The sequence below is a fragment of the Mesorhizobium sp. SEMIA396 genome (assembly GCF_024518615.1).
GTDB lineage: Bacteria > Pseudomonadota > Alphaproteobacteria > Rhizobiales > Rhizobiaceae > Mesorhizobium.
Genome location: NZ_JANIFC010000003.1, coordinates 281,927 through 305,514, shown reverse-complemented (window position 1 = coordinate 305,514; position 23,588 = coordinate 281,927). Strand labels below are relative to the sequence as shown.

At 63.2% G+C, this 23,588-nt stretch carries 26 protein-coding genes; 14 read left to right on the top strand and 12 right to left on the bottom strand.

The window, feature by feature from the left end; translation table 11 throughout:
• Positions 1-10: 10 nt before the first annotated feature.
• The 3 genes from NP503_RS10970 to yihA all read left to right on the top strand — a co-directional run bounded on the left by NP503_RS10970 (position 11) and on the right by yihA (position 1,764).
• Entirely contained in the window at positions 11-346 is a 336-nt protein-coding gene (locus tag NP503_RS10970) for a hypothetical protein (protein ID WP_245456764.1), read from the top strand.
• Between the two features lie 123 nt (positions 347-469).
• Complete coding sequence (locus NP503_RS10965; protein ID WP_164748689.1) at positions 470-1,108, top strand: CatB-related O-acetyltransferase; 639 nt, start codon at positions 470-472, stop codon at positions 1,106-1,108.
• The gene (gene yihA / locus NP503_RS10960; protein WP_024502094.1) at positions 1,105-1,764 is read left to right on the top strand and encodes a ribosome biogenesis GTP-binding protein YihA/YsxC; all 660 of its coding nucleotides are present in this window, start codon (positions 1,105-1,107) and stop codon (positions 1,762-1,764) included. Before NP503_RS10965 ends, yihA begins: the two co-directional genes overlap by 4 nt.
• 23 nt (positions 1,765-1,787) lie before the next feature.
• On the opposite strand, the gene NP503_RS10955 is transcribed toward yihA, so the two are convergent.
• Positions 1,788-2,522, bottom strand: a complete 735-nt coding sequence (locus NP503_RS10955; RefSeq protein WP_027040117.1) for a TetR/AcrR family transcriptional regulator — start codon at positions 2,520-2,522, stop codon at positions 1,788-1,790.
• A 132-nt stretch (positions 2,523-2,654) separates the two neighbouring features.
• Here NP503_RS10955 and NP503_RS10950 point away from each other — a divergent pair, with 132 nt between their 5' ends.
• Positions 2,655-3,851 carry an HlyD family secretion protein gene (locus NP503_RS10950; RefSeq protein WP_127267222.1) on the top strand — a complete coding sequence of 399 codons (1,197 nt, stop codon included), beginning with the start codon at positions 2,655-2,657 and terminating at the stop codon, positions 3,849-3,851.
• A gap of 20 nt (positions 3,852-3,871) precedes the next feature.
• Entirely contained in the window at positions 3,872-5,470 is a 1,599-nt protein-coding gene (locus NP503_RS10945) for a DHA2 family efflux MFS transporter permease subunit (RefSeq protein ID WP_127267221.1), read from the top strand.
• Positions 5,471-5,646: 176 nt separating this feature from the next.
• Here NP503_RS10945 and msrB read toward each other — a convergent pair whose 3' ends face one another.
• The 4 genes from msrB to NP503_RS10925 form a co-directional block, all read right to left on the bottom strand.
• On the bottom strand, positions 5,647-6,150 hold the full coding sequence (gene msrB / locus NP503_RS10940; RefSeq protein ID WP_127267220.1) for a peptide-methionine (R)-S-oxide reductase MsrB: 504 nt from the start codon (positions 6,148-6,150) through the stop codon (positions 5,647-5,649).
• 212 nt (positions 6,151-6,362) lie between these two features.
• On the bottom strand, positions 6,363-6,920 hold the full coding sequence (locus NP503_RS10935) for a fasciclin domain-containing protein (protein ID WP_127267219.1): 558 nt from the start codon (positions 6,918-6,920) through the stop codon (positions 6,363-6,365).
• 225 nt (positions 6,921-7,145) lie between these two features.
• Positions 7,146-7,874, bottom strand: coding sequence for an anti-sigma factor domain-containing protein (locus NP503_RS10930; protein ID WP_127267218.1), 729 nt, complete (start codon positions 7,872-7,874; stop codon positions 7,146-7,148).
• Positions 7,871-8,410 carry a sigma-70 family RNA polymerase sigma factor gene (locus NP503_RS10925; RefSeq protein WP_127267227.1) on the bottom strand — a complete coding sequence of 180 codons (540 nt, stop codon included), beginning with the start codon at positions 8,408-8,410 and terminating at the stop codon, positions 7,871-7,873. The genes NP503_RS10930 and NP503_RS10925 overlap by 4 nt, the downstream gene beginning before the upstream one ends.
• A gap of 152 nt (positions 8,411-8,562) precedes the next feature.
• Here NP503_RS10925 and NP503_RS10920 point away from each other — a divergent pair, with 152 nt between their 5' ends.
• Both NP503_RS10920 and argB read left to right on the top strand, forming a co-directional pair.
• A complete protein-coding gene (locus NP503_RS10920) occupies positions 8,563-10,062 on the top strand; it encodes an amidase (protein ID WP_127272326.1) in 1,500 nt (499 codons plus the stop codon).
• 159 nt (positions 10,063-10,221) lie between these two features.
• The gene (gene argB / locus NP503_RS10915; protein WP_013528489.1) at positions 10,222-11,115 is read left to right on the top strand and encodes an acetylglutamate kinase; all 894 of its coding nucleotides are present in this window, start codon (positions 10,222-10,224) and stop codon (positions 11,113-11,115) included.
• Positions 11,116-11,123: 8 nt separating this feature from the next.
• Here the strand turns inward: argB and bchE are convergent, their stop codons facing one another.
• Both bchE and NP503_RS10905 read right to left on the bottom strand, forming a co-directional pair.
• Positions 11,124-12,692, bottom strand: coding sequence for a magnesium-protoporphyrin IX monomethyl ester anaerobic oxidative cyclase (gene bchE / locus NP503_RS10910; protein ID WP_127272325.1), 1,569 nt, complete (start codon positions 12,690-12,692; stop codon positions 11,124-11,126).
• 116 nt (positions 12,693-12,808) lie between these two features.
• On the bottom strand, positions 12,809-13,285 hold the full coding sequence (locus NP503_RS10905) for an Lrp/AsnC family transcriptional regulator (protein ID WP_027040109.1): 477 nt from the start codon (positions 13,283-13,285) through the stop codon (positions 12,809-12,811).
• Between the two features lie 140 nt (positions 13,286-13,425).
• Here NP503_RS10905 and phhA point away from each other — a divergent pair, with 140 nt between their 5' ends.
• Complete coding sequence (phhA, locus tag NP503_RS10900; RefSeq protein ID WP_127272324.1) at positions 13,426-14,262, top strand: phenylalanine 4-monooxygenase; 837 nt, start codon at positions 13,426-13,428, stop codon at positions 14,260-14,262.
• A gap of 21 nt (positions 14,263-14,283) precedes the next feature.
• Here phhA and NP503_RS10895 read toward each other — a convergent pair whose 3' ends face one another.
• From NP503_RS10895 to NP503_RS10885, 3 genes are all read right to left on the bottom strand, one after another.
• Positions 14,284-15,723, bottom strand: coding sequence for a GMC oxidoreductase (locus NP503_RS10895; protein ID WP_127269434.1), 1,440 nt, complete (start codon positions 15,721-15,723; stop codon positions 14,284-14,286).
• Entirely contained in the window at positions 15,720-15,896 is a 177-nt protein-coding gene (locus NP503_RS10890) for a hypothetical protein (RefSeq protein WP_127269433.1), read from the bottom strand. Before NP503_RS10890 ends, NP503_RS10895 begins: the two co-directional genes overlap by 4 nt.
• Before the next feature lie 194 nt (positions 15,897-16,090).
• A complete protein-coding gene (locus NP503_RS10885) occupies positions 16,091-16,852 on the bottom strand; it encodes a GGDEF domain-containing protein (RefSeq protein ID WP_127269432.1) in 762 nt (253 codons plus the stop codon).
• Positions 16,853-17,012: 160 nt separating this feature from the next.
• Between NP503_RS10885 and NP503_RS10880 the strand changes: the two genes are divergently transcribed.
• Positions 17,013-17,738 carry a pyrimidine 5'-nucleotidase gene (locus tag NP503_RS10880; RefSeq protein WP_127272323.1) on the top strand — a complete coding sequence of 242 codons (726 nt, stop codon included), beginning with the start codon at positions 17,013-17,015 and terminating at the stop codon, positions 17,736-17,738.
• Between the two features lie 65 nt (positions 17,739-17,803).
• Here NP503_RS10880 and NP503_RS10875 read toward each other — a convergent pair whose 3' ends face one another.
• Entirely contained in the window at positions 17,804-18,649 is an 846-nt protein-coding gene (locus NP503_RS10875) for an LOG family protein (protein WP_023810769.1), read from the bottom strand.
• Between the two features lie 227 nt (positions 18,650-18,876).
• Here NP503_RS10875 and dapD point away from each other — a divergent pair, with 227 nt between their 5' ends.
• The 4 genes from dapD (at position 18,877) to NP503_RS10855 (ending at position 21,323) form a co-directional block, all read left to right on the top strand.
• The gene (gene dapD / locus NP503_RS10870; RefSeq protein ID WP_127269742.1) at positions 18,877-19,731 is read left to right on the top strand and encodes a 2,3,4,5-tetrahydropyridine-2,6-dicarboxylate N-succinyltransferase; all 855 of its coding nucleotides are present in this window, start codon (positions 18,877-18,879) and stop codon (positions 19,729-19,731) included.
• A gap of 72 nt (positions 19,732-19,803) precedes the next feature.
• Positions 19,804-20,166, top strand: coding sequence for a DUF805 domain-containing protein (locus tag NP503_RS10865; protein WP_127269740.1), 363 nt, complete (start codon positions 19,804-19,806; stop codon positions 20,164-20,166).
• Positions 20,159-20,536, top strand: a complete 378-nt coding sequence (locus tag NP503_RS10860; protein ID WP_023810766.1) for a DUF805 domain-containing protein — start codon at positions 20,159-20,161, stop codon at positions 20,534-20,536. The genes NP503_RS10865 and NP503_RS10860 overlap by 8 nt, the downstream gene beginning before the upstream one ends.
• 13 nt (positions 20,537-20,549) lie before the next feature.
• Entirely contained in the window at positions 20,550-21,323 is a 774-nt protein-coding gene (locus NP503_RS10855; RefSeq protein WP_127272696.1) for a hypothetical protein, read from the top strand.
• On the opposite strand, the gene NP503_RS10850 is transcribed toward NP503_RS10855, so the two are convergent.
• The gene (locus tag NP503_RS10850) at positions 21,226-22,266 is read right to left on the bottom strand and encodes a 2-dehydropantoate 2-reductase (protein ID WP_127269736.1); all 1,041 of its coding nucleotides are present in this window, start codon (positions 22,264-22,266) and stop codon (positions 21,226-21,228) included. The genes NP503_RS10855 and NP503_RS10850 overlap by 98 nt on opposite strands.
• A 126-nt stretch (positions 22,267-22,392) precedes the next feature.
• On the opposite strand from NP503_RS10850, the gene dapE reads away from it, so the two are divergent.
• The gene (gene dapE / locus NP503_RS10845; protein WP_127273255.1) at positions 22,393-23,586 is read left to right on the top strand and encodes a succinyl-diaminopimelate desuccinylase; all 1,194 of its coding nucleotides are present in this window, start codon (positions 22,393-22,395) and stop codon (positions 23,584-23,586) included.
• Positions 23,587-23,588 lie beyond the last annotated feature (2 nt).

The window sequence follows — 23,588 nt, the reverse complement described above, 5'->3', positions numbered from 1 at the left end:
TAGCAGGCTGTTGCCGGGCAAGGATGGGACGATGAATTGGCTGAAGATCGTGACCGTGGCGGCCATCGCGGGATGGCCTGGCATTGCGCTCGCAAAGGACGCCGTCAGCTGCGGCGGCGCCGCCATGCTGGGTGGCGCGCAATTGAACTGCAGCCACGTCGAACCCCAGGCGCCGCCTCAGTTTTGCACCTATAGCTGGGCTCTCCACATGCCGGCCGGAGACCAGAAAATCGTCGAAGGCAGCTTCATGCTGCCGCCCGGCGCGGCGAACGTCACCGTCTATCAGGGCAGCGGTTTCGACAGCGCAATGTCCGATCCGATCGTGATCTGCCGCGGCGGCAAATGAGCAAGGCCGTCAAGGAAAGCTCGCTCGTCGCCCGATTGGTGCTATAGGGCGGATCACGCTATTTTGAACGGGCGCATCGAGTTTCGGATGTGCCTGGCTGCCATTTCTCTGACGGATTTCGACATGGACGGACCCAACCCAGACATCAAGCACCCGATCCCGATGCATACCCGCGTCGGCTTCCTCAAGGGACTGGTGAATGCGCCGAACATCGAGATCGGCGACTTCACCTATTATGACGACCCCGACGGGCCGGATAAATTCGCCGAGAAATGCGTGCTGCACCACTATCCCTTCATCGGCGACAAGCTGATCATCGGTCGGTTCTGCGCCATCGCCGAGGGCGCGCGCTTCATCATGAACGGCGCCAACCATGCTATGTCCGGCTTTTCGACCTATCCGTTCAATATCTTTGGCCATGGCTGGGAAAAGGGTTTTGACCCGGCGACGTGGTCGAAGGAAGTGCGCGGCGACACCATTGTCGGCAGCGACGTCTGGATCGGCATGGAGGCGGTGATCTTGCCCGGGGTGGAAATCGGCCACGGCGCCATCATCGCCGCGAAATCGGTGGTGACGCACGACGTGCCGCCCTATGCGATCGTCGCCGGCAATGCGGCCAAGGTGGTGAAGATGCGTTTCGACGACCGGACAATCAGGCGGCTGCTGGCGGTGGCGTGGTGGGACTGGCCGGTGGACAAGGTCAGTCGCAACCTCGATGCTATCCGGGGCGCCGATATTTCTCTTCTGGAGGCAGCAGCTTGAACGCTCTGAACAGCAGCATAATCGGCACCGAACTGTTTACGCGGGGGTGGATCTTCATCCGCGGCGTGCCGGCCATGAAATTCCTGCCGCCGGAAGGGCCGCCGGAAATCGCCTTTGCCGGCCGCTCGAATGTCGGCAAGTCGTCGCTGATCAACGCGCTGGTCAACCAGAAGGGGCTGGCGCGCACCTCCAACACGCCGGGGCGCACGCAGGAGCTCAACTATTTCGTGCCGGACGGATTTTCGGGTGAGGGCGCCGACCTGCCGCCCTTGGCGCTGGTCGACATGCCCGGCTATGGCTATGCCACCGCGCCGAAGGAGAAGGTCGACGAGTGGACCAAGCTGGTCTTCGACTATCTCAAGGGCCGCGTCACGCTGAAGCGCGTCTATGTGCTGATCGACGCCCGCCACGGCATCAAGGCCAAGGACGACGAAGTGCTGTCGCTGCTCGACAAGGCGGCGGTGTCCTACCAGATCGTGCTGACCAAGACCGACAAGATCAAGACTGCCGGCGTGCCGAGGCTGATCGAGGAGACGCTGGCAAAGATCAAGAAGCGGCCGGCGGCGTTCCCGTTCGTACTGGCCACCTCTTCTGAAAAGGCCGAGGGCCTCCAGGAATTGCAGGCGGCCATCGTGCTTGCCGCCAATGGCGGCTAAGCATCCACAGCTTAGAGCATGGCCTACGGCTTGGCCTCGATAGCAATCGTCTGGTGGCCTTCTTCCGCCACAAGCCTTTCGGTGCCGTATGCCTTGAGGAACATGCTGACGCCTGACCTGACGATGCGGTCGATCTCGTCCTGGGTCGGGGCTTTGGTGCGGTAGGCGAAGATGCACTGGCGGAACAGACCGGCCAGGCACAGTTCGGTGAACTGATAGGCGGCAAGATCGACATCGTCGATGCGCAGCAGGTCGCGCTCGATGGCAGCATTGAGAAAGGCCGCGACCTTGTCGTGGCCACGCTTGGGACCGCGCTCGTAAAACCGCGCGCCCATGTCGGGTATCCGGTCGGATGCACCGATCACCGTGCGCTGCGCCTGGATCACCTTGGCCGACGTGATCTTGAGGGCCAGCACCTTGCCGAACTTCACCAGCGTCTCGCGCAGGTTGTCGGCATTGTCCAGCACGTCATACATGTTCTTGAAGATGGTGCCGCGCTCTTCCTCGATCAGCGCTTCGAACAGCTCTTCTTTGTTGGCGAAATAGACGTAGATCGTACCCTTGGAGACACCGGCCTCGCGGGTGATGTCGTTCATCGAGGCGGCTTCGAAGCCCTTGTCGATGAAGACACGACGGGCGCCGTCGATGATCTGGCTGCGCTTGACCGGATCCTGCCCCGCGGCCGGGCGGCCACGACGCAAGCTTTCCAACAGGTCGTCGCACGACTCGTTTTCGACATTGGGCGGGGTCTCGGCCATGAAAGTCACACCTCGAAAATAATTCGAACCAAGCGGTTCGATTGCCCTTGATATGGTCCTGTTTACGCGCTATGTCAACGGCCGGATCGAACCGAACGGTTCAGTATTATATTATAACTTTAGAGAGATGTCATGTCCTCGAACGCGCCGACCACTGCCGAAGTCCGTCCCTTTCCCAACGCCAAGGTTGCGCCGGCGACGGAAGCTCCGGAAGTGCCTGTCCAGCCGGTCTCGTCGCCACCGGCAGAGGCTCCGGCCAAGAAGAAGCGTTCGGTGCGTTCCTTCCTGCTGCCGGTCATCGGCGTCGCCTTGCTGGGCGCCGGCGCCTGGTATGGTTACGATTACTGGACCACGGGCCGCTTCATGATCTCGACGGACGATGCCTATGTCCAGGCGGACATGGCGTTCATCTCGCCCAAGATTTCCGGCTATGTCGATCAGGTCAAGGTCAGCGAGAACCAGCAGGTCAAGGCCGGCGATCCGCTGCTCGTCGTCGATGACGGCGATTACAAGATTGCCGTCGCCCAGGCCGAGGCGCAGATCGCCACCTTGAGCAAGACGCTCGACCGTATCGACGCCCAGACTGAAGCAGCGCGCGCCTCGCTGCAGCAGGCGCAGGCGCAGAAGGTCGCCGATCAGGCCGCGGCCGACAATGCGGCCAAGGTCGCGGCGCGCGCCTCGCAGCTGCTCAAGACCCATGTCGGCACGCAGGCGCAGCTGGACGACGCCCAGACGGCGGTCCAGCAGGCCGATGCCGCCCTTGTCGGCGCCGACGCGACGATCGCCGCCGCGCAGGCCAATATCGGCGTGCTGCAGGCGCAACGCGCGGAATCGGCGAGCACGCTGGCGTCCCTGCAGCTCAGCCATGACAAGGCGCTGCGCGATCTTTCCTTCACCGTGCTCAAGGCGCCTTATGACGGCATCGTCGGCAACCGCTCGGTCGAACAGGGCGACCTTGTCAGCCCCGGCCAGAAGCTCGCCGTCATCGTGCCGATGGACAAGCTCTACATCGTCGCCAACTTCAAGGAGACGCAGCTTGCCCGGCTGGTGCCCGGAGAGAAGGTGAAGATCTCGGTCGATGCGACCGACGGCCAGGACTTCGAGGGAACCGTCTCGTCGCTGGCGCCGGCTTCGGGTGCCGTGTTCTCGCTGCTGCCGCCCGAAAACGCCACCGGCAACTTCACCAAGGTCGTGCAGCGCGTTCCGGTCCGCATCGATGTGCCCGCAGATGTCCTGAAGAGCGGCAAACTGCGCGCCGGCCTGAGCGTCATCGTCGACGTCGACAGCCGCACCGCCCCATCCGGGTCGGGCCCAGTGGCCGCGAACTGAGCGGCGACGGGAGCAATGCCATGGCAACCGCAACCCTGACAGCAGGAGCGCCGCCGGCGAGGCCGGCTGTGCCTGACACCATTTCGACGCGGCGCGTCATCGCCTTCCTGGCGATGGTGTTCGGCATGTTCATGGCCATCCTCGATATCCAGATCGTCTCCGCCTCGCTGTCGGAAATCCAGGCCGGCCTGAGCGCCAGCTCCGACGAAATCCCGTGGGTGCAGACCGCCTATCTGATCGCCGAAGTGGTGATGATCCCGCTGTCGGGCTTCCTCAGCCGGATGCTGTCGACGCGGGTGCTGTTCACGATCTCGGCGGCGGGCTTCACCGCGGCCAGTGCGCTGGCGGCGACTGCCACCAACATCGACCAGATGATTGTCTACCGCGCCGTCCAGGGCTTCATCGGCGGCGGCATGATACCGAGCGTCTTCGCCGCTGCCTTCACCATCTTCCCGCCCTCGCGCCGCGCCTTCGTCTCGCCGATGATCGGCCTGGTGGCGACGTTGGCGCCGACCATCGGCCCGACTGTCGGCGGCTATATCAGCCATGCCATGTCCTGGCACTGGCTGTTCCTGGTCAATGTCGTGCCCGGCATCCTGGTGACAGCGGCGGCCTGGACGCTGATCGACTTCGACAAGCCCAACCTCAAGCTGTTCAGCAAGTTCGACTGGTGGGGCCTCGCCGGCATGGCGGCTTTCCTGGGCTGCATGGAATATGTGCTCGAGGAAGGCCCCAACAATGACTGGCTGCAGGACCAGGGCGTCTTCATCTGCGCCATTGTCATGACCATCGGCGCGGTGCTGTTCTTCTGGCGGGTGTTCACCGCCGAGGAGCCGATCGTCGACCTGAAGGCCTTCACCAACATCAACTTCGCCTTCGGCTCGCTGTTTTCCTTCGTCATCGGCATCGGCCTTTACGGCCTGACCTATCTCTACCCGGTGTATCTCGGGCGCATCCGTGGCTACGATTCGATGATGATCGGCGAGGCGCTGTTCGTCAGCGGCCTGGCCATGTTCTTCACCGCGCCGATCTCGGGCATCCTGTCGAACAAGATGGACCCGCGGCTGATGATGATGATCGGCTTCTTCGGCTTCGCCACCGGCACCTGGTGGATGACGCATCTGACCGCCGACTGGGATTTCAACGAGCTGCTCATCCCGCAGATCCTGCGCGGCTGTTCGATGATGCTGTGCATGGTGCCGATCAACAACATCGCGCTCGGCACCTTGCCGCCCGAGCGGCTGAAGAATGCGTCCGGCCTGTTCAATCTCACCCGCAACCTTGGCGGTGCGGTTGGCCTCGCGCTGATCAACACCGTGCTGATCGACCGCAATGCCTTCCACTACGCAAGGCTCTCCGAGCATGTGCAATGGGGCAGTGAAGCCGCGCAGACCAAGCTGCAGAACATGACGCTCAATTTCGAGCAAACCCCCGGCCTGGATGCGACAAGTGCTGCCATCTCCAAGCTGTCGGGCATGGTCCAGCAGCAGGCGGCGCTGCTGTCATTCATGGATGTGTTCTTCATGCTGACGGTGCTGTTTGCGACGCTTGGCCTGTTCACCATGTTGATCCGCAAGCCGGCCGCGGCGGCGGGTGGAGGTGGTGGCGGCGGCCACTGATACCGGAGCAATTCCAGGAAAAGTGTAAGGCGGTTTTCCGTCAGGAATTGCGACAAGACAGAGATACGTGGGCAGCTGTTTCGGGAAGCTCCTCCAGTCCACGCCCGAAAAAGCTCTGACCGCGCAAAAAACTCCGGGCCGCAAGCCCGGAGTTTTTCATATCCAGTTGGAATTTGTCAGGCTGTGGCGGGCTTGAAGGTCAGCGCGACGCCGTTGATGCAGTGGCGCAGGCCGGTCGGCGCCGGACCGTCGTCGAAGACGTGGCCGAGATGGCCGCCGCAGCGGCGGCAATGCGCCTCGGTGCGCGTCATGCCGAGCGAGCGGTCCACGGTCGTGCCGATAGCCTTGGGGATCTCTTGCCAGAAGCTCGGCCAGCCGGTGCCGGAATCGAATTTCGTCTCCGACGAATAGACCGGCAGGTCGCAGCCGGCACAGGCGAAGATGCCCTTACGGTGTTCGTTGAGCAGCGGGCTGGTGCCGGGATACTCCGTGCCTTCCTTGCGCAGCACGTCGAAGGCGGCCGGCGACAGGATGGCTTTCCACTCGGCGTCGGTCTTGGTGACTTCGAATTTTTCGGCGGCCTGTGCTGCCTGCGGATCGCCCATGCGCAGCATCGTTGCTGCGGCCCCGACGACGCCGATGGCGGCGGCACCGCTCAAAAGAAAGTCGCGACGGTTCATGACCGGTTCCTCCTGATGTCCTTTTGCCAAACTATACCGCCGCGCGGAAATCAAAAGCCGGTGACGGTAGCCCCCTCGAACGAACACTCCGCGCCCTCCCACATCCGAATATGGGCGGCGCGGAGTGCGCGGGTCAATTGCGGATCACGGTAGCGGGATCGTGCAATCGACGGAGGGCCCTTGCTGCCAGTTCGCCGGCAGCAATCCCCTTGTTACATCTTCGGCAAAAGAACCTTGTCGATGACGTGGATGACGCCATTGGACTGTTCGACATCGGCGATCGTCACATTGGCGACATTGCCGCTCTCGTCGGTGACGGTGACCTTGCCGCCGTCGGCCTTGAGCGACAGCTCGCAGCCGCCGACCGTCTTGACCTTGTGGGCGCCGCCGTCAGCCTTGGCCATCGCGGCGACATCCGCCCCCATCGCCTTGGCGCCGATGACATGGCAGGTCAGGATCTTGGTGAGCTTGTCCTTGTTTTCAGGTTTGAGCAGCGTCTCGACCGTCCCGGCCGGAAGGGCCGCGAAGGCCTCGTTGGTCGGAGCGAACACGGTGAACGGACCGGCGCCCTGCAGTGTCTCGACAAGGCCGGCGGCCTTCACGGCGGCGACCAGCGTGGTGTGGTCCTTCGAGTTCACGGCGTTCTCGACGATGTTTTTGTTAGCATACATCGCGGCGCCGCCAACCATCGGGTTTTCGGCATAGGCAGCGGTGGCAAGGGCCGAAACGGCGATCGTACCGGCGAGCAAAAGGGTGGCGTATCTACGCATGATGTCAAACTCCTCGGGTTTTTCTCTTCCCATTTTTGGGGACGCGAGGAGATACGGAACAGAAGTGCGGGAGTTTCAGAAATATTCTTATTTTTTATTTTATCCGGGATGCCGAAGAGATTTTGCCACGCAACCGCTTGCCGGCTACCATGCTGTCTACGGGCGTGGAAGGTGGGAGATACACTTCAGGTACTCTATTTTGAGTCTGGCGACGCCAAGAGCCGGTCAGATGCTCTTCAGGTCGCCGGCGGCGACCACCGGTCCGGTCGGCTGTCCGGTCGGCGAACCGCCTGACGGCTCGAGGCTGACGGCAAGCACCGCGCCCTGGGCAAGCTTCTGCTGGGCCGCCGGCGAGACGACGATATGTGCCGTAGCACCGGTCGGAATGACGCCCATCGAGACCGGCGGGTTCTTGCCCTCGATCATCCACAGCTCGAAGTCCTTGCCGGAAGCACGCTCACCGGAGACATGCGACAGGCCGACTTCGTGATGCGCGGCGTCGTAGACGGCAAGATATCTGACGTCGCTGCCTTCGGCGGCCAGCGAAGCGACGAGGCGCGCCTGCGGCTCCTCGACCGGCGGGTTGAGGACTGGCACGGCAATGTAAATCGCCAGTGCCGCAACCGCAGCCGCGGCAAGGCCGCGCCAGAAAGCGAGGCTGGACCACAGGCCGCCGCGCGATTCGGCGGGCGTGGTCACGGCGGCAGCGTTCGCGAACAGCCGGCGGTCGACCGCGGTCTTCACCGAAACCGGCGGCTCGATTTCCGGGTAGGCGGCGGCCAGCGGTGAGAGACGGACCTCCCATCCCTCGACAAGACGAGCAAAAACCGTATCCGCATCGATGCGGCGGGCGACGATCTGGCGTTCGTCGGCATCGAGCACGCCGAGAACGTATTCGGCGGCGAGCAGGTCGTCGCCTCCACGTTCCGGTCCTGTGTCTTCTGCCAGCGTCATCTTTCCAGACATTCTCTGAGTTTCAACAGGCTGCGGCGCAGCCATGTACGCATCGTGTTCAGCGGCACGCCATGGCGCTCCGCCAGTTCGGCATAGCTCTCGCCCTTGAGATAGGCGCCCCGGACGGCGGCTGCCCGGTCCTTCTCCAACTCATCGAGACAATGGTGGATACGTTCGGATTCGTCTCCCGCCACCGCCATCGCTTCAGGCCCCGGCGCCGGATCGGCCACGTCGAGCGCGGCATCGATGTCGGCGGCAGGCCTGCGCCGCGCTCGTATGCGATCGATCGCATGATTACGCGCAATTGCCACCAGCCAGGAGATCGGGCTTAGATCGGAGACGGCAAAACGATCCGCCTTCGTCCATATCTTGACGAAGACTTCCTGTAGCGCTTCTTCCGCATCTCCCCGGTCGTTCAATACACGAAGACAGACGCCAAAAAGTTTCGCGCTGGTCTGCCGGTAAAGCAGATCGAACGCGGCCCGATCCTTCATCGAAGTCCGGACGATCAGCTTGGTGATGTCCTGCGGCGTCATCCGCGGCAAGTTAGGCGATTGCAATGTATTTGCAACGGCGGAAATAACCTTGTGCACGCCTAAGCTTTTGTGTGTCGCCAGCCGGGTCCGTCGACCGATTGCCAATGGAATCGCCACTGGCTAGCTTGCCCTCAGTGATGGGGGGAGCGCGCATGTCGGTCGAACGGATCCTTTGGGAAGAAGATGCCGCGGGCCTCGCCGATCTGGTCCGCAAGGGCGAGGTTTCGGCCGTCGAGCTGACCGACGCCGCGATTGCCCGCGCCGAGGCCACCCGTCCCGACATCAATGCCACGGCCGAACCGCTCTACGATGCCGCGCGGGCCCGCGCCAAGACCGTCGACCCTTCGCTGCCGCTGGCCGGTGTTCCCTTCGCCATCAAGGATCTCGGCATCGCCATCAGGGGCGTGCCGACGCATGGCGGCAGCCGCATTCCGGCATGGCTGGCCGATGTCAATTCGGTGCTGACCGACCGCTACATCGCTGCCGGACTTATCCCGATCGTCACCTCGACATCGCCGGAGCACGGGCTTCGATTGATGACCGAATCCAGGGCCTTCGGCATCACCCGCAATCCGTGGAACACCGGTCACACCAGCGGCGGCTCGTCGGGTGGTGCGGCTGCACTGGTCGCAGCCGGCGTAGTGCCGGTGGCACATGCCTCCGATGGCGGCGGCTCGATCCGCGTGCCTGCCGCCTGCACCGGGCTTGTCGGCCTGAAGACGTCGCGCGGCCGCACACCGCTGACGCCGCTGGTGAGCGAAAGCTGGTACGGCATGGTCGTCGACCATGCGCTCACCCGTTCGGTGCGTGATTGCGCGCTGCTGCTCGACCTCACCCATGGGTCCGATCCTCTGTCGCCCTATGCCGCGCCGCCGCCGAAAGGCACGTTCGCGGCCGCCGCGGCGCGCGACCCCGGCAAGCTCAGCCTGGCCGTGTACCGCAAATCCCCGCTTGGCCTGCCGATCTCGGACGAGACGCTCAAGGCGCTCGACAAGGCGGTGGCGCTTGCCCGCGAGGGCGGCCACACGGTCGAGGAGATCGACCTGCCCTTTATCGGCCGCGATTTCTTCGCCGATTTCTGCAGGACGGTTGCCTCCGCCGTCGCCGGCACGATGCGGGCCGAAGCGCTGCGCGTCGGCCGTTCCGTTACCGGTGACATCGAGCGGGCGACGCGGGTGCTCGCCCGCTTCGGCGAAATGGTGTCGGCCGGCGAGACCTATGCCGACCTGCAGCGGCTGCATGCCGCCTCGCGGCAGCTGATTTCGGAGACCGTGCAGTACGACGCCGTGCTGATGCCGGTCATTGCCCACCCGCCGCTCGCCTGCGGCGCCATGGATCCCAAAGGCGCCGACGAGCTCATCGAGAACCTGCTCGACAAGCTTCACCTGACACCCTTGCTGAAGCTGAAGCCGTTCTTCGGCCAATTGATGGACAAGAGCCTCTGGTTCACCCATTGGCCGGCGATCCAGAATGTCAGCGGCCAGCCGTCGATCGCGCTGCCGGTCCATGTCACTGACGCCGGCCTGCCGCTCGGCGTCCAGGCGGCCGGCCGTCCGGGCGACGAAGAGACGCTTTTGTCGCTCGCCGCGCAGATGGAGAAGATCTCGGGTTGGCTGGACCGCAGGGCGCCGCTGATGGTGCCGACACGATGACGAGGTCGTGAAGCGCTTGAATATGACAGCAAAGCCATTTGCGGGCGGCGCCAATTCCCGCTAAGACGCCGCCGTCCTTACCTGATGCATGTCGCCCAAAAGTGTCCAGGGGTTTTGGGACAACGACGTGCTTAAAATAAAAAGCCGGGAACCAAACCGATGACGGAAATAACCGCCACCGCCGAAATGCAGGCAGCCCTGTTGTCGCGGGCGCTGCCCTACATGCAGCGCTACGAACACAAGACGGTCGTGGTGAAATATGGCGGCCATGCCATGGGCGATATCGAACTCGGCAAGGCCTTCGCGCGCGACATCGCGCTGCTCAAGCAGTCCGGCGTCAACCCGATCGTCGTCCATGGCGGCGGCCCGCAGATCGGCGCCATGCTGGCCAAGATGGGCATCGAATCCAAGTTCGAGGGCGGCCTGCGCGTCACCGACCAGAAGACGGTCGAGATCGTCGAAATGGTGCTGGCCGGTTCGATCAACAAGGAGATCGTCGCGCTGATCAACGCCGAGGGCGAATGGGCGATCGGTCTCTGCGGCAAGGACGGCAACATGGTTTTCGCCGAAAAGGCTCGCAAGACCATGATCGATCCGGACTCCAACATCGAGCGCGTGCTCGATCTCGGCTTCGTCGGCGAGCCGGTCGAGGTCGACCGCACCTTGCTCGATCTTCTGGCACGCTCCGAAATGATCCCGGTGCTGGCGCCGGTGGCGCCAGGGCGCGACGGCCACACCTACAACATCAATGCCGACACCTTCGCCGGCGCCATTGCCGGCGCCTGCCAGGCGACGCGCCTGCTGTTCCTCACCGACGTGCCTGGTGTGCTCGACAAGAACAAGAAGCTGATCGACGAACTGACCGTGGCCGAGGCCAAGGCGCTGATCAAGGACGGCACGGTCTCGGGCGGCATGATCCCCAAGGTCGAGACCTGCATCGAAGCGATCGAACGCGGTGTCGAAGGCGTCGTCATCCTCAACGGCAAGACGCCGCATGCGGTGCTGTTGGAACTGTTCACCGAACATGGCGCCGGCACGCTGATCGTGCCCTGAGGGGCTCGTCAGCCGGCTAACTTTTTCGCCTCGGAATCTTCAATATTGCCGATGGTGGGAATGGCGAGCTTTCTGGCCGGCCGTGAAACCGTCATCGATTCCTCCTCGGCGTCCTGCGGCGCGCCCCAGAATTCAGCCAGCGTCGGGCCGTCTTTCACCCTGACGTCGCGGACCAGAAAACCCCAGACCTCGCGGAACCAGACGCGGCGGCCCATCTGTGTGTACCAGCGCATCGAATGCCGCTGCTCGGGATCCTTGTGTAACAGGATGCGGGCCAGCGCCTTCGGCCGTGATTGCACCGCCAGCTCGATCAGCTTGACGCTGAAGAACAGCATCCAGGGTTTCAGCCGCGTCATCTGCAGCACCTGGTGCTTGTAATCCCACAAGCGCGCATCCTGCTGGATCACCTTGCGATCCCGCGCGATGCGGAAGAACGGCGTCCAGCGATGCGGCGTCACATAGAGCGCCTGGATCTGGTCGGGGTCATAGGCGATGAGCTGGCGAAAGCCGCGCCACAGATCGCGGAACCCTTCGTCCTCGAAGCCGGCCACCCAGGTCGCCATCGACAGGATGCCGTTGAGGCGCAGCAGCCTTATCGCCTCGCGGTCGGATGATGTGCTGCCGCCCTTGCGGATCAATTGAAGCGTCTGCTCGTCGGTGTTTTCCATGCCGAGCAGCCAGCGGATGACGCCGGCCTTGCGGTAGAGATGCAGGGTGTCGGCATCGCGCACTATGTCGTCGGCACGGGTCGAACCGACGATCAGCACCGGCACGTTCTCGGCGATAAGGGCGTCGAGGAAGGCACGCCAGGCCTTCTTCGAGACCGTCGGATTCTCGTCGGCGAGATTGATCAGCTCGACGCCGTGCTCGCGGTGCAGCCAGGCGATCTCCCTGGCGAATTTCACCGGATCGCGATGCCGCCAGCGGGTCCAGAAGCCGCGCTGGCCGCAATAATTGCACAGATGCGGACAGCCGCGCGAAAACTGCATGACCACGGCCCGCTTGCCGCCCCAGTAACTGTACCGCGAGTGCTCAATCAGCTCCCAACCGACGCGGTAGGCGTCGAGGTCGGCAATGGTCATGGCCGCCTGTGTGGCGAAGGGGCGGCTGAGATCGTCGCGATAGGCGATGCCGGCCACGCTCGCCGGCGGCTGGTGCATTTCCAGCGCCTCGACCAGCGCCACGACGGTCGCCTCGCCCTCGCCGCGCACGATGAAGTCGAAAGCATCGGTAGCGGCCAGGATGTCGCGCCAATGATAGGTCGGGAAAACGCCGCCATAGACGATGATGGTCGCCGGCTCCCGCTGCTTGATCTGCTCAGCGATCAGCAAGGCGGTCGGGTGCGCCGAGGTCGAGCCGGAATGGCCGATCAGGACGAAGTCGGGGTGGTCCTCCAGTGCGTTGCGTACGACGTCATCGAGCGGCATCGGCCCAAACTCGGCGTCGACGAGCCGCACCTGATGGCCGGCATCGATCAGCGGTCCGCCGATCGCCAGCAGGCCGAGCGGCGGCAAATGATCGTCGGGCACGCGGCTGCCGATGGCGGTGTGCGGCGGATTGATCAGGACGATTTTCATGGCGGACCTCTTGGGCAGTTGGTCCGCGCAAGCTGGCCGGCGATGTGGACACGCGATTGGCCCGTTTCAGCAGTTTGCGTGCAGCTTTTCCCCAAGGAGTGCGAAGAGAGGCATTGTCATCGCCTGAGATGCCCGAGCGGCACATGGCCCGGCCCCTTGATGTTCTGCAGCACCAACTGCGTGTGGACGTCGCGCACGCCGTCGAGCCGCATCAGCCGGTGCATAACGAAGGCGTTGAGTTCGTCGACCGACGGCACCATGACATGCAGCAGAAAGTCATGGTCGCCAGTCATCGTCCAGCACGAGGACACCTCGTCCATGCGCTGCACGGCGGCGATGAAGCTTTCGGGCGAGCCGTCGCTGTGGCTGACCAGGCGCACCTGGATGAACACCTCGACCATCAGGCCGACCGCGCGGCGGCTGATCACCGCGGCAAATCCCTTGATGATGCCGGCCTCCTGCAGCGCCTCGAAGCGCCGCGCGCACGGCGTCGTCGACAGGCCGATCTCTTGCGCCAGTTCGGAAACCGGCTTGCGCCCGTCGCGCTGCAGGACATCGAGCATCTTGATCTCGAAATCGTCGAATTGAGGCACTTTCACTCCGATAGAGGGTTTTGTGAGTGGATGTTATCCCAAATATTCCGTTCGAGCCATCATCAAAACCGATTTGCCTCGGCAGATCGGGGTAGCCTTTTCGGCACGTCAGCCATTGATGATTTGCGAGGAGAAAAACCATGACGACGATGAGCGTTGCCGAATATGCCCGCGACTGCGCGGCGCAAGGATTGCGCGGCGACTATTCGGTCTGCCGCGCCGATTTCACCGTGTCCCAGGGCTACGATTACAGCGAAGAAGAGCAGGCGGTGTGGCGCACGCTGTGCGACCGCCAGACCAAATTGACGCGCAGGCTCGCCCACCATTCCTATCTCGACGGCGTCGAAAAACTTGGCCTGCTCGACCGTATTCCCGATTTCGACGAGGTCAGCGCCAAGCTGCGCAAATTGACCGGCTGGGAGATCGTCGCGGTGCCCGGTCTCATTCCCGCGGCCCCGTTTTTCGATCATCTCGCCGATCGCCGCTTCCCGGTCACCAACTGGCTGCGGACCAGGCAGGAGCTCGACTACATTGTCGAGCCCGACATGTTCCATGATTTCTTCGGCCACGTGCCGGCGCTGTCGCAACCGGTGTTCGCCGACTTCATGCAGATGTATGGCGAGAAGGCCGGCGACATCATCGCGCTGGGCGGCGACGAGATGATTTCCAGGCTCTACTGGTACACGGCCGAATACGGCTTGATGCAGGAGGCCGGCCAGCCGCTAAAGGCCTTTGGCGCCGGCCTGATGTCGTCGTTTACCGAGCTGCAGTTCGCGGTCGAAGGCAAGGACGCCCACCACGTGCCCTTCGACCTGGAAACGGTGATGCGCACCGGCTACGAGATCGACAAGTTCCAGCGCGCCTATTTCGTGCTGCCGTCCTTCGACGCCTTGCGCGATGCCTTCCAGACCGCCGATTTCGCGGCGATCGTCGCCCGACGCAAGGACCAGCCGGCGCTCGACCCGGCGACGCTCTAGGCAGCAGTTGCCCTGCAGCCGTCAGGCGGTGACCACCTTGCTCAGATGGTCGCCCAGCCGGCAGGCCAGCGCGGTGATCGTCGTCGTCGGGTTGCATTGGCCTGACGTGCAGAACACCGAGGAGCCGCCGACATAGAGATTGTCCATGCCGTGCACCTTGCAGTTGGCGTCGACCACACTTTTGGTGACGTCGGTGCCCATGCGCGTGCCGCCCATATGGTGATGGCCCGCCGTCTCGTCATTGGTCGGATAGTCCTGGCCGTTGCTGATCCAGTCGGCAATGCGCACGCGGCCGAGATTCTTCTCGATCAGCGTCTTGCCGAACAGTCTGAGCCCTTCGAGCAGGGTGCGATGTTCCAGTTCGGATTTCTTCCAGTGCAATTCGATGCGTGGCACGCCGGCATGGTCGACATTGGTCTTCGACAACTCGATCTGGTTGGAGGCCAGCGGCGCCTGTTCCCAGGCGACGTAGAGCTGCGCGGCGCAGCGCAGTCTCTGACTGAGCTTGGAGGACATCCACTCGGCCATGTCGGGTGCCGTGCAGGCGAGGTCGGCGATAAGGCTCTTGACGCCGGGATACGGCGTCTCGATCAGCCGGATGCCGAAATTCATGATCTGCAGCCGCTCCGTGGCGGCAAGTGTCGGCGAGAAGAAGGCCTCATTGACGGCGTCGACCTCGAACGCGTTATAGTCGGCCAGGATGGCATTGCCGCCCTCGAAGGTCGGATGCTCCATCCAGTAGCGGCCAAGCGCCGTCGCATTCGGCACGACGCCGCCGTTCGAGCGCTGGTTGGACCACAGAAGCAGCCGCGAATTCTCCAGCCCACCGGTGCAGACGATGAAATAGTCGGCGCTGAAGGAGCCGGCATTCTGCCCGTTCGACCACAGTCTGGCGCCCGTCACGCGTTTGCCGTCGCCGGTAAGCTCGGTGGCACAAGTGTTGAGCACCACCGCGATGTTCTTGGCCTTGTCGAGTTCATCGCCGAACTTCTCGGCGAAGCGCACGGCCGGGCTCTTGATCAGCTGCACCCAGCGAATGTCGTCCGAGATCGGCACATCTGGCCGGAGGGCCGGAAGGTCGAGAATGTCGCGCACTTCCGGCAGATAGGGTTCGATGTCGGTGCGGCGGATCGGCCAGCCCGTATCGGGTACCCAGGCCTTCGGCTCGAAATCCTGCTTGTCGAGCACGCGGCACCAGCCGGCCCAGTGGTTGGAACTGCCGCCCATCAACCGCAGCCGGGTTATGTCGAGATCGAAATAGAAATCGCCGACCGTGCTGCCACGGTAAAAGTCCTGCGACTCGTCGCTGAATTCGCGCGGACCGGCCTCCATCACCACCACCGGAATGCCGGCCGCGCCAAGCTTGCGGGCAATGGTCGTGCCGGCCGGACCGGAGCCTAGGATGCACACTTTTGGGGTGAAGTTCGCGGCGCGATACGCCTCGTAGCTGTCGAAGATCATGCCAGGTCGCTCCGCCTCAGAATCCAGCCATTGACCTCGACGATCTCGTTCGGGTTGGGCTCTGGATCGGCTGCATCGGCATCAGGCAGCTTGCGGAACAAAGACAGGGCAGGCAATGCGATCAACGCCTGCACGAGCGCGCGGCGTGACATTTTCTTGATGATGAAACTCATGGCTGGTCTCTCGGCTGGGCTTCGGCACTGCATGGCGTTCCCAGAACGGCAATTCCCGGAACGACACATGCATCACCGTGGAAGCCAGTATCGTGCCAAGTCTGGCCGCAAAGCAGTGAAAACCCGGCTAAGCGGTACAACCGAGTGCAAACAGGGTTAGAATTTTCTTAACAGGCCGGTTGCGGCAGATCGGATCACGCCGCCTCGGAAATGCCGGTGTCGATGATCGTCAGGTTACGGCCCTGGTGCTTGGCCTGGTAGAGGCGCCGGTCGGCGGCGCGCATCAGCTCCGACACACTGGCTTCCTCGCCGCAGACAGTGCCGCCGATGCTGACCGTGAGCGGAATGGTCCGCTCGTCGACGGGCCGGAAGCGGATCAGCTCCACTTCGCGGCGAATTCGCTCGGCGACGCGCTTGGCCTCCTGCTCGGTCGCGCCGATCAGGAAGGCGCCGAACTCCTCGCCGCCGATGCGGCCGAGCACATCGCCGCTGCGCACGCCGCGCTGGATCGCGCTGGCGATCAAAAGCAGCGCGTCATCACCTGTCAGATGGCCGAAATTGTCGTTGATGGTCTTGAAGTGATCGGCATCGATGATCAGCAGCGCGCCGCGATCGGACTTGCGGCGCGAACCGTCGAGCGCGGCAAAGAAGCTTTCCCGGTTGAGCATGCCGGTCATGTCGTCGCGGCTCGCCTTTTCCGCCAGGCGGCGATGCGCGGCGGCGAGCTGGGCATGGGCTCGGGCGAGATCGCGATGCGCGTTTTTCAGCCTGTCGCTTTGCCAGAAAGTGCTTGCGCTGGCAGCCCACGCCAGCACCAGCGGACAGAGCGTGGAGGTCAGCCAGATCGTGCGGTTGACCGGAAATCCCATGGCCGGAACGATGATCAGGGTCAGCAGGAGAGAGGCCGCGACTGAGGCGAAAGCAACGGCGGCGGATCTCAGAATTATGCTGTTCATCGCTTGCTCCCACAAGACTGCCTCTCTGCCAGCAAGCCCTAAAGGCCACCTTTCCCAGATGCCTAAAATTTGAATCGTGAGGCGATTTACGCAACCTCAACGAGCAGAAGTTGTGGATAAAGTCGCTTCCGGAATGCGCGTTTCATGCCATAAGGAGCCCATGACCACGCTCCCTGACCCCGCCCGCTTCGCCCATGTCACCGACTGGGTCTTCGATCTCGACAACACGCTCTATCCGCATCATTCGAATCTGTTCTCGCAGATCGACGTCAAGATGACCGCCTATGTCGGCGAGCTGCTGGCATTGCCGCGCGACGATGCGCGCAAGTTGCAGAAGGAACTCTACCGCGAATATGGCACGACGCTGAACGGCCTGATGACACGTCATGGCATCGACCCCGATGATTTCCTCGAGAAGGTCCACGACATCGACTATTCATGGCTGGTGCCAGACCCCGTTCTCGGCACCGCCATCCGCCAGCTTCCGGGCCGCAAGTTCATCTTCACCAATGGCGACCGCAGGCACGCCGAGCGCACCGCGCGCCAACTCGGCATCCTCGACCATTTCGACGACATCTTCGACATCGTCGCCGCCGGGCTCAATCCCAAGCCGGCGCGCCAGACCTACGAGAAGTTCGCTGAACTCCACGCCGTCACCGGCCACAATGCGGTGATGTTCGAAGACCTTGCCCGCAACCTGTCGGTGCCGAAGTCGCTCGGCATGACCACGGTGCTTATCGTGCCGCGCAATTTCGAGCCGACCTTTGCCGAGATCTGGGAGCGCGACCCGACCAACGAGGACGACGTCGATTTCGTCACCGACGACCTGGCGGGGTTTCTGACGGCGATTGTGGAGGGGGAAGGAAGAGGGGAATTGAAGAATTGAAGAATGAAGGACGGTCTCTACGGATCAATTCCCCCAGTTCCCCAGTTCTTCAATTCCCCACTCCCCTACTCCCCTAACTTGTAGAACCGGCTGATGATCCCCCAGGCTTCGTCGGCGGTGTCGACGAAGTCGATGATGTCCTGATCGCCGGGGCTGATCGTGCCCTGCTCGGCGAGAAAATCGAGATTGATCGCCCGCTTCCAGAAGGATTTGCCGAACAGGATCACCGGCACGCGCTCCATGCGCCCTGTCTGGATCAGGGTCAGCGTCTCGAAGAATTCATCCATCGTGCCGAAGCCGCCCGGAAACACCGCGACCGCCTTGGCGCGCATGACGAAATGCATCTTGCGGATAGCAAAATAATGGAAGTTGAAGCAGAGCTCCGGCGTCACATAGATGTTCGGCGCCTGCTCGTGCGGCAGGACGATGTTGAGGCCGATCGACGGCGCGCCGACATCGTCGGCGCCGCGGTTTCCCGCTTCCATCACGCCGGGCCCGCCACCGGTCACCACGACATATTCGCGGTAATAGGAGGTAGCCGACTGCTGCGAGCAGAGGCGGGCGAATTTCCGCGCCTCCTCATAGTATTTGCTGTTTTCCTCGAGGTTCTTCTTCTGCGTCTCGTTCTTGGCCGCCCAGGCCTCGCCGCCGGGTTCCGGCAGGCGCGCGCCGCCGAACAGGATCACCGTCGAACGGATGCCGCGTTCGGCCAGGATCATTTCCGGTTTCAGGAGTTCAAGCTGCAGCCGGACCGCGCGCAACTCGCGCCGCGTCATGAAGTCGGGATCGTTCCAGGCGAGCCGGTAGGTTTCGGCACGCGTCTGCGGCGTATCCGGCACACTCTTCGACCGCTCCAGATCCTCGTCCGAATGCGGCAGTGGCGTCCAGCCCGCCTTTTCCATAGGTGTCATATGCTCTACCCGTCCAAATTCTTCACTTGCGCCGCCCCATGACGCAGCCGCGATTGACCCTCACCAAGGCTTCACATAAGCAGGTTCCGCAAAAGTGTCCTGCGGTTTTGTGACAAGAACCTGCTACATGCGAAGATCCAGGCAGGCAAAGCCTGCCAAGGGGTCCGCGCGACTTTCAAAACAGGTTAAGGCGTTGCCCCTTAACAGCTTGGTAATGGAGCGAATTCATGTCGAAGCCCGATCTGGCGAGCCTCGAAAAGACCATCGAGAAGGCCTTCGAGGAACGCGACGCGATTTCGACGGCAACGCGCGGCGAAACGCGCGACGCCATCCAGTCGGCGCTCGATCTGCTCGACCGCGGCGCCGTCCGCGTCGCCGAGCGGCAGGCCGACGGCAAGTGGCATGTCAACCAGTGGCTGAAGAAGGCCGTGCTGTTGTCGTTCCGGCTCAACCCGATGGAGATCATCAAGGGGGGACCCGGCGAGGCGGTGTGGTGGGACAAGGTGCCGTCGAAGTTCGACGGCTGGAGTGCCGTCGATTTCGAAAAGGCGGGCTTCCGAGCCGTGCCGTCGTCGGTCGTGCGCCGTTCGGCCTATGTCGCACCGGGCGCCGTGCTGATGCCGTCCTTCGTCAATGTCGGCGCGTATGTCGACAGCGGCACCATGGTCGACACCTGGGCCTCGGTCGGCTCCTGCGCCCAGATCGGTAAGAACGTGCATCTGTCCGGCGGCGTCGGCATCGGCGGCGTGCTGGAGCCGATGCAGGCCGGCCCGACCATCATCGAGGACAATTGTTTTATCGGCGCGCGTTCGGAGGTGGTCGAGGGCTGCATCGTGCGCGAAGGCTCGGTGCTCGGCATGGGCGTCTTCATCGGCCAGTCGACCAAGATCGTCGACCGCGCCACCGGCGAGATCTTCTATGGCGAAGTGCCGCCCAATTCCGTCGTCGTCGCCGGAACGATGCCGGGCAAGCCCTTTCCGAACGGCGAGCCGGGTCCCAACCTTTACTGCGCCGTCATCGTCAAGCGTGTCGACGCCAAGACCCGCTCCAAAACCTCGATCAACGAATTGCTGCGCGATTGATCTTTGCGCAAAGCGAGCGCACCTTCCGCCGGCGCGACAATCGGTCGCGCTGGTTCAAGATGGAGGGGTGACATGGACTGGAAGTATCTGCTCACAAGTTTTGATGGTCGCATCAACCGTGGCAAGTTCTGGGCCGCGATTGGCGTTTTCATCGTCATTGGTATCGTTGCCTTCATTCTCGATGCGATCCTCGGTACACGTCTCACCACCGCCAGTGGCGCCCAGATCGGCATCATCGGCATTCTCATCGCTCTGGTCTCGATCTATTTCGCGCTCGCAGTCTACGCCAAGCGCTGGCATGATCGCGGCAAGTCGGGCTGGTGGAGCCTAATCATGCTGGTGCCGCTCATCGGCCCGATCTGGTTTCTGGTGGAATGCGGCATTCTCGAAGGCGCCAGAGGCGCCAATCAATATGGACCGGACCCGCTTGCCTGACAGATCAGATCTCACCTGGCTTTTCTTCAAAACCTCGGGCCGCGTCAGTCGCGCGGCCTATTTTCTTGGCGGGTTGCTCGTCGCCATCATCCAGGCCTTCCCGCTCTACCGCTTCACGCTGGTGCCGGAAGGTTCGGCCGAGAGCAACATGTGGTCGTTCATCTTCTTCGTCGCCTTCATCGCCTCGCTGTGGTCGAACATCGCCCTGGCGGTGAAGCGGCTGCACGATTTGGACAAGCCGGGCATTGCCGCGCTGATCCTGTTCGTGCCGGTGGTCTCGATCGTCGCCTTCCTTGTGTTGTGCCTGTTTCCAGGGCAGCCTGGACCCAACCGCTATGGCCGGCGCACCAACGAGCCGGAACAATCCTGAGGGCCGATCGGACATGCGCTACCGCACGCTTGATCCGAAACTGATCGTCGAAACCGCCGAGCGGCTGGAAGAGCGGATCGCCGACCGTTTCCCTGAAGCGGGATTGCGTGGCGTCGCCGCCGAACTGGTCTCGCTGTCGCGCGATCTGGCCAAGGCGGCCAAGGTGCTCGAAGCACCGATCTGGTGGCTGCGCGGGCTCATCGTCGCCGCCTTCGTCACGGGTGTGCTGGTGTTCCTGTTCGTCGGTACCATCTTGCCGATCGACCGCATTTCGGGAACCCACGATGCCCTGCAGTCGGTGCAAGGCATAGAGGCTTCGATCAACACCGTCATACTGGCTGTGTTGGGCTTGCTTGCTCTGATCCGCACCGAGGAGCGCATCAAGCGCAAAAGGGTGTTTCGCCAGCTGCACGGCCTGCGTTCGCTGATCCATGTCATCGACATGCACCAGCTGACCAAGGATCCGGCAGCCCTTTCGGCCGATTTCAAGCCGACGGCGCACTCGCCGGCCCGTATCACCAATGCCGCCGACCTGGCGCGTTACCTCGACTATTGCTCCGAAATGCTGTCGATCACCGGCAAGATCGCAGCGCTCTTCGCGCAGTCGGTCAATGACGACGTGGTCATCGACGGCGTCAACGACATCGAGAACCTGGCATCCAACCTGTCGCGGAAAATCTGGCAGAAGATCACGTTGATCGACGGCCGGCCGGTGCAACAACCTGCTCCGGCGCCAGGCCCGGCGAGCCAAGCCGCTCCGCTTCCGCTGCGCGCACCAAAGCGGTGATCCGCTGGACCGTCGGCAGGGGCGTGCCGGCTTTTTCCGCCAGCCGCAGGATGGCGCCCTGCAAGTCGTCGATCTCCGTCGGCCGGCCGCGCTGCAGATCGTCCCACATAGACGAGCGCGCCTGCAGGTCGATCGCCAGCAAGCGCCGCGCCAGCAGCTTGAACAGCCAGTCCGGCAGCCTGAGCACCTTCGGCAGCAACGCCGGCCGCAGGCCGGCGATCCGCGCCGGCTCGATGCCGGACGCTCTCATCGCTCTCAGGGCCTCGTCGATCTGGCTGGCCAGGATCAGCCGCCAGCGCCGGTCGGCCAGTTCGGTTGCCAGCGGCAGGCCGGAAAGCGCCACCAGCGCGTTGTTCAAATTCATCAGCAGCTTGCCCCACAGCACGGCTTTTATGTCGCCATGGGTTTCGACCGCAAACCCTTCGACGCCAAGCAGGCCGACCAGGCCGGCGGTGCCGTCCTCGACCATCACCATGCCGTCGCTAGCGCGGTGCACGCGCAGCGGCAGTTCGCCGTCCGGCGACTGCACCACATTGAACGGCACCATGCCGGCCAGCACCGTACGTCCGGCAACTCCAGCACGCAGCCTGTCGGCATTGTCGACACCGTTTTGCAGGCTGATCACCACGGCGTTGGGCCGGGCATGGGCTTTGATAAGATCCGCCATATCCTGGGTGGCGCCGCTCTTGACCGTGACCAGGATCACGTCCGCCAGCGGCAAAGCGGCGGCCGGATCGACGGTGACGACAAGCGCCTCGGGCTTGATCGAGCGATCGCGGCCCTGGAGGTCGCTGACCCGCAATCCACCCTGCCGTAGCGCTGCCTCGATGCGCGGCCGAGCCAGCAGAATGACCTCTCGGTTGGCCAACGCCAGGCAGCCGCCGGCATAGCAGCCGATGCTGCCGGCACCGGCTATGACGATCCTTCTGTCCTTGTCTGCCATCCTGTCGCCGCGCCGGGTCGGAGCTATACGACATGAAAACCATAATATTGGCGGCATCGCCAGCCATGACGCTGGCCCCTATGTCTGGCCGTGACAGGCCCTGCGCTTTCGACTATCGCTTTTGCCATGACGCTGCCGACCGATCCCGCCGAAAACCTCGCCGCCCTTATCCGTTGCGCTTCGGTGACGCCCGCTGAGGGCGGCGCGCTGACCGCGCTGGAGACGATGCTCAAACCGCTCGGCTTCCTGGTCGATCGGCCGGTGTTTTCCGAAGACGGCACGCCCGATATCGAAAACCTATATGCAAGGCGCTCCGGCAATGGCCCGCATCTGATGTTCGCCGGACACACTGACGTGGTGCCTGTCGGCGACGAAGCCGCCTGGACGCATCCGCCTTTCGCCGCCGAGATCGCCAATGGCGAGATGTATGGCCGCGGCGCCGTCGACATGAAGGGCGGCATTGCCTGTTTCATCGCCGCCGTGGCGCGCCATGTCGAGGCCAATGGCGGTCCGAAAGGGTCGGTCTCGCTGCTGATCACCGGCGACGAGGAAGGCCCGGCCATCAACGGCACGGTGAAGCTGCTCGAATGGGCGGCTTCGCGGGGCGAGAAATGGGATGCCTCTGTCGTCGGCGAGCCGACCAATCCGGACGCTCTCGGCGACATGATCAAGATCGGCCGCCGCGGCTCGATGTCCGGCGCGGTCACCGTCAATGGCCGCCAGGGCCATGTCGCCTATCCCCTGCTTGCCGACAATCCGGTGCGCGGGCTGATGAGCCTGGTCGACGCCTTGCTGCATCCGGTTTTCGACAAGGGGACCAGGGATTTCCAGCCGACCAATCTGGAGATCACCTCCATCGATGTCGGCAACCCCGCCACCAATGTCATTGCGGCCAAAGCGACCGCGACCTTCAACATCCGCTTCAACGACACCTGGACGGACGAGACCCTGCAGGCCGAGATCCACAACCGGCTCGACCAGGCGGCCAGGCGCAGGAAGTACCGGCAGGGCAAGAAGACGCCGGTCGACTACGAGCTCGTCTGGCGCGACCGGCCGAGCCATGTCTTCCTGACCCGCGACGACAGGCTTATCGAAACGCTGCGCGGCTCGATCAAGTCGGCGGTCGGCAAGGAGCCGACGCTGTCGACCTCCGGTGGAACGTCCGACGCGCGTTTCATCAAGGACTATTGTCCGGTGGTCGAGTTCGGGCTGGTCGGCAAGACAATGCATATGGTCGACGAGCGCGTCGCCATTGCCGATTTGGAAACGCTGACGCAAATCTACCAGCGCTTCATAGAAGACTGGTTCGGACAGGGCTGAAC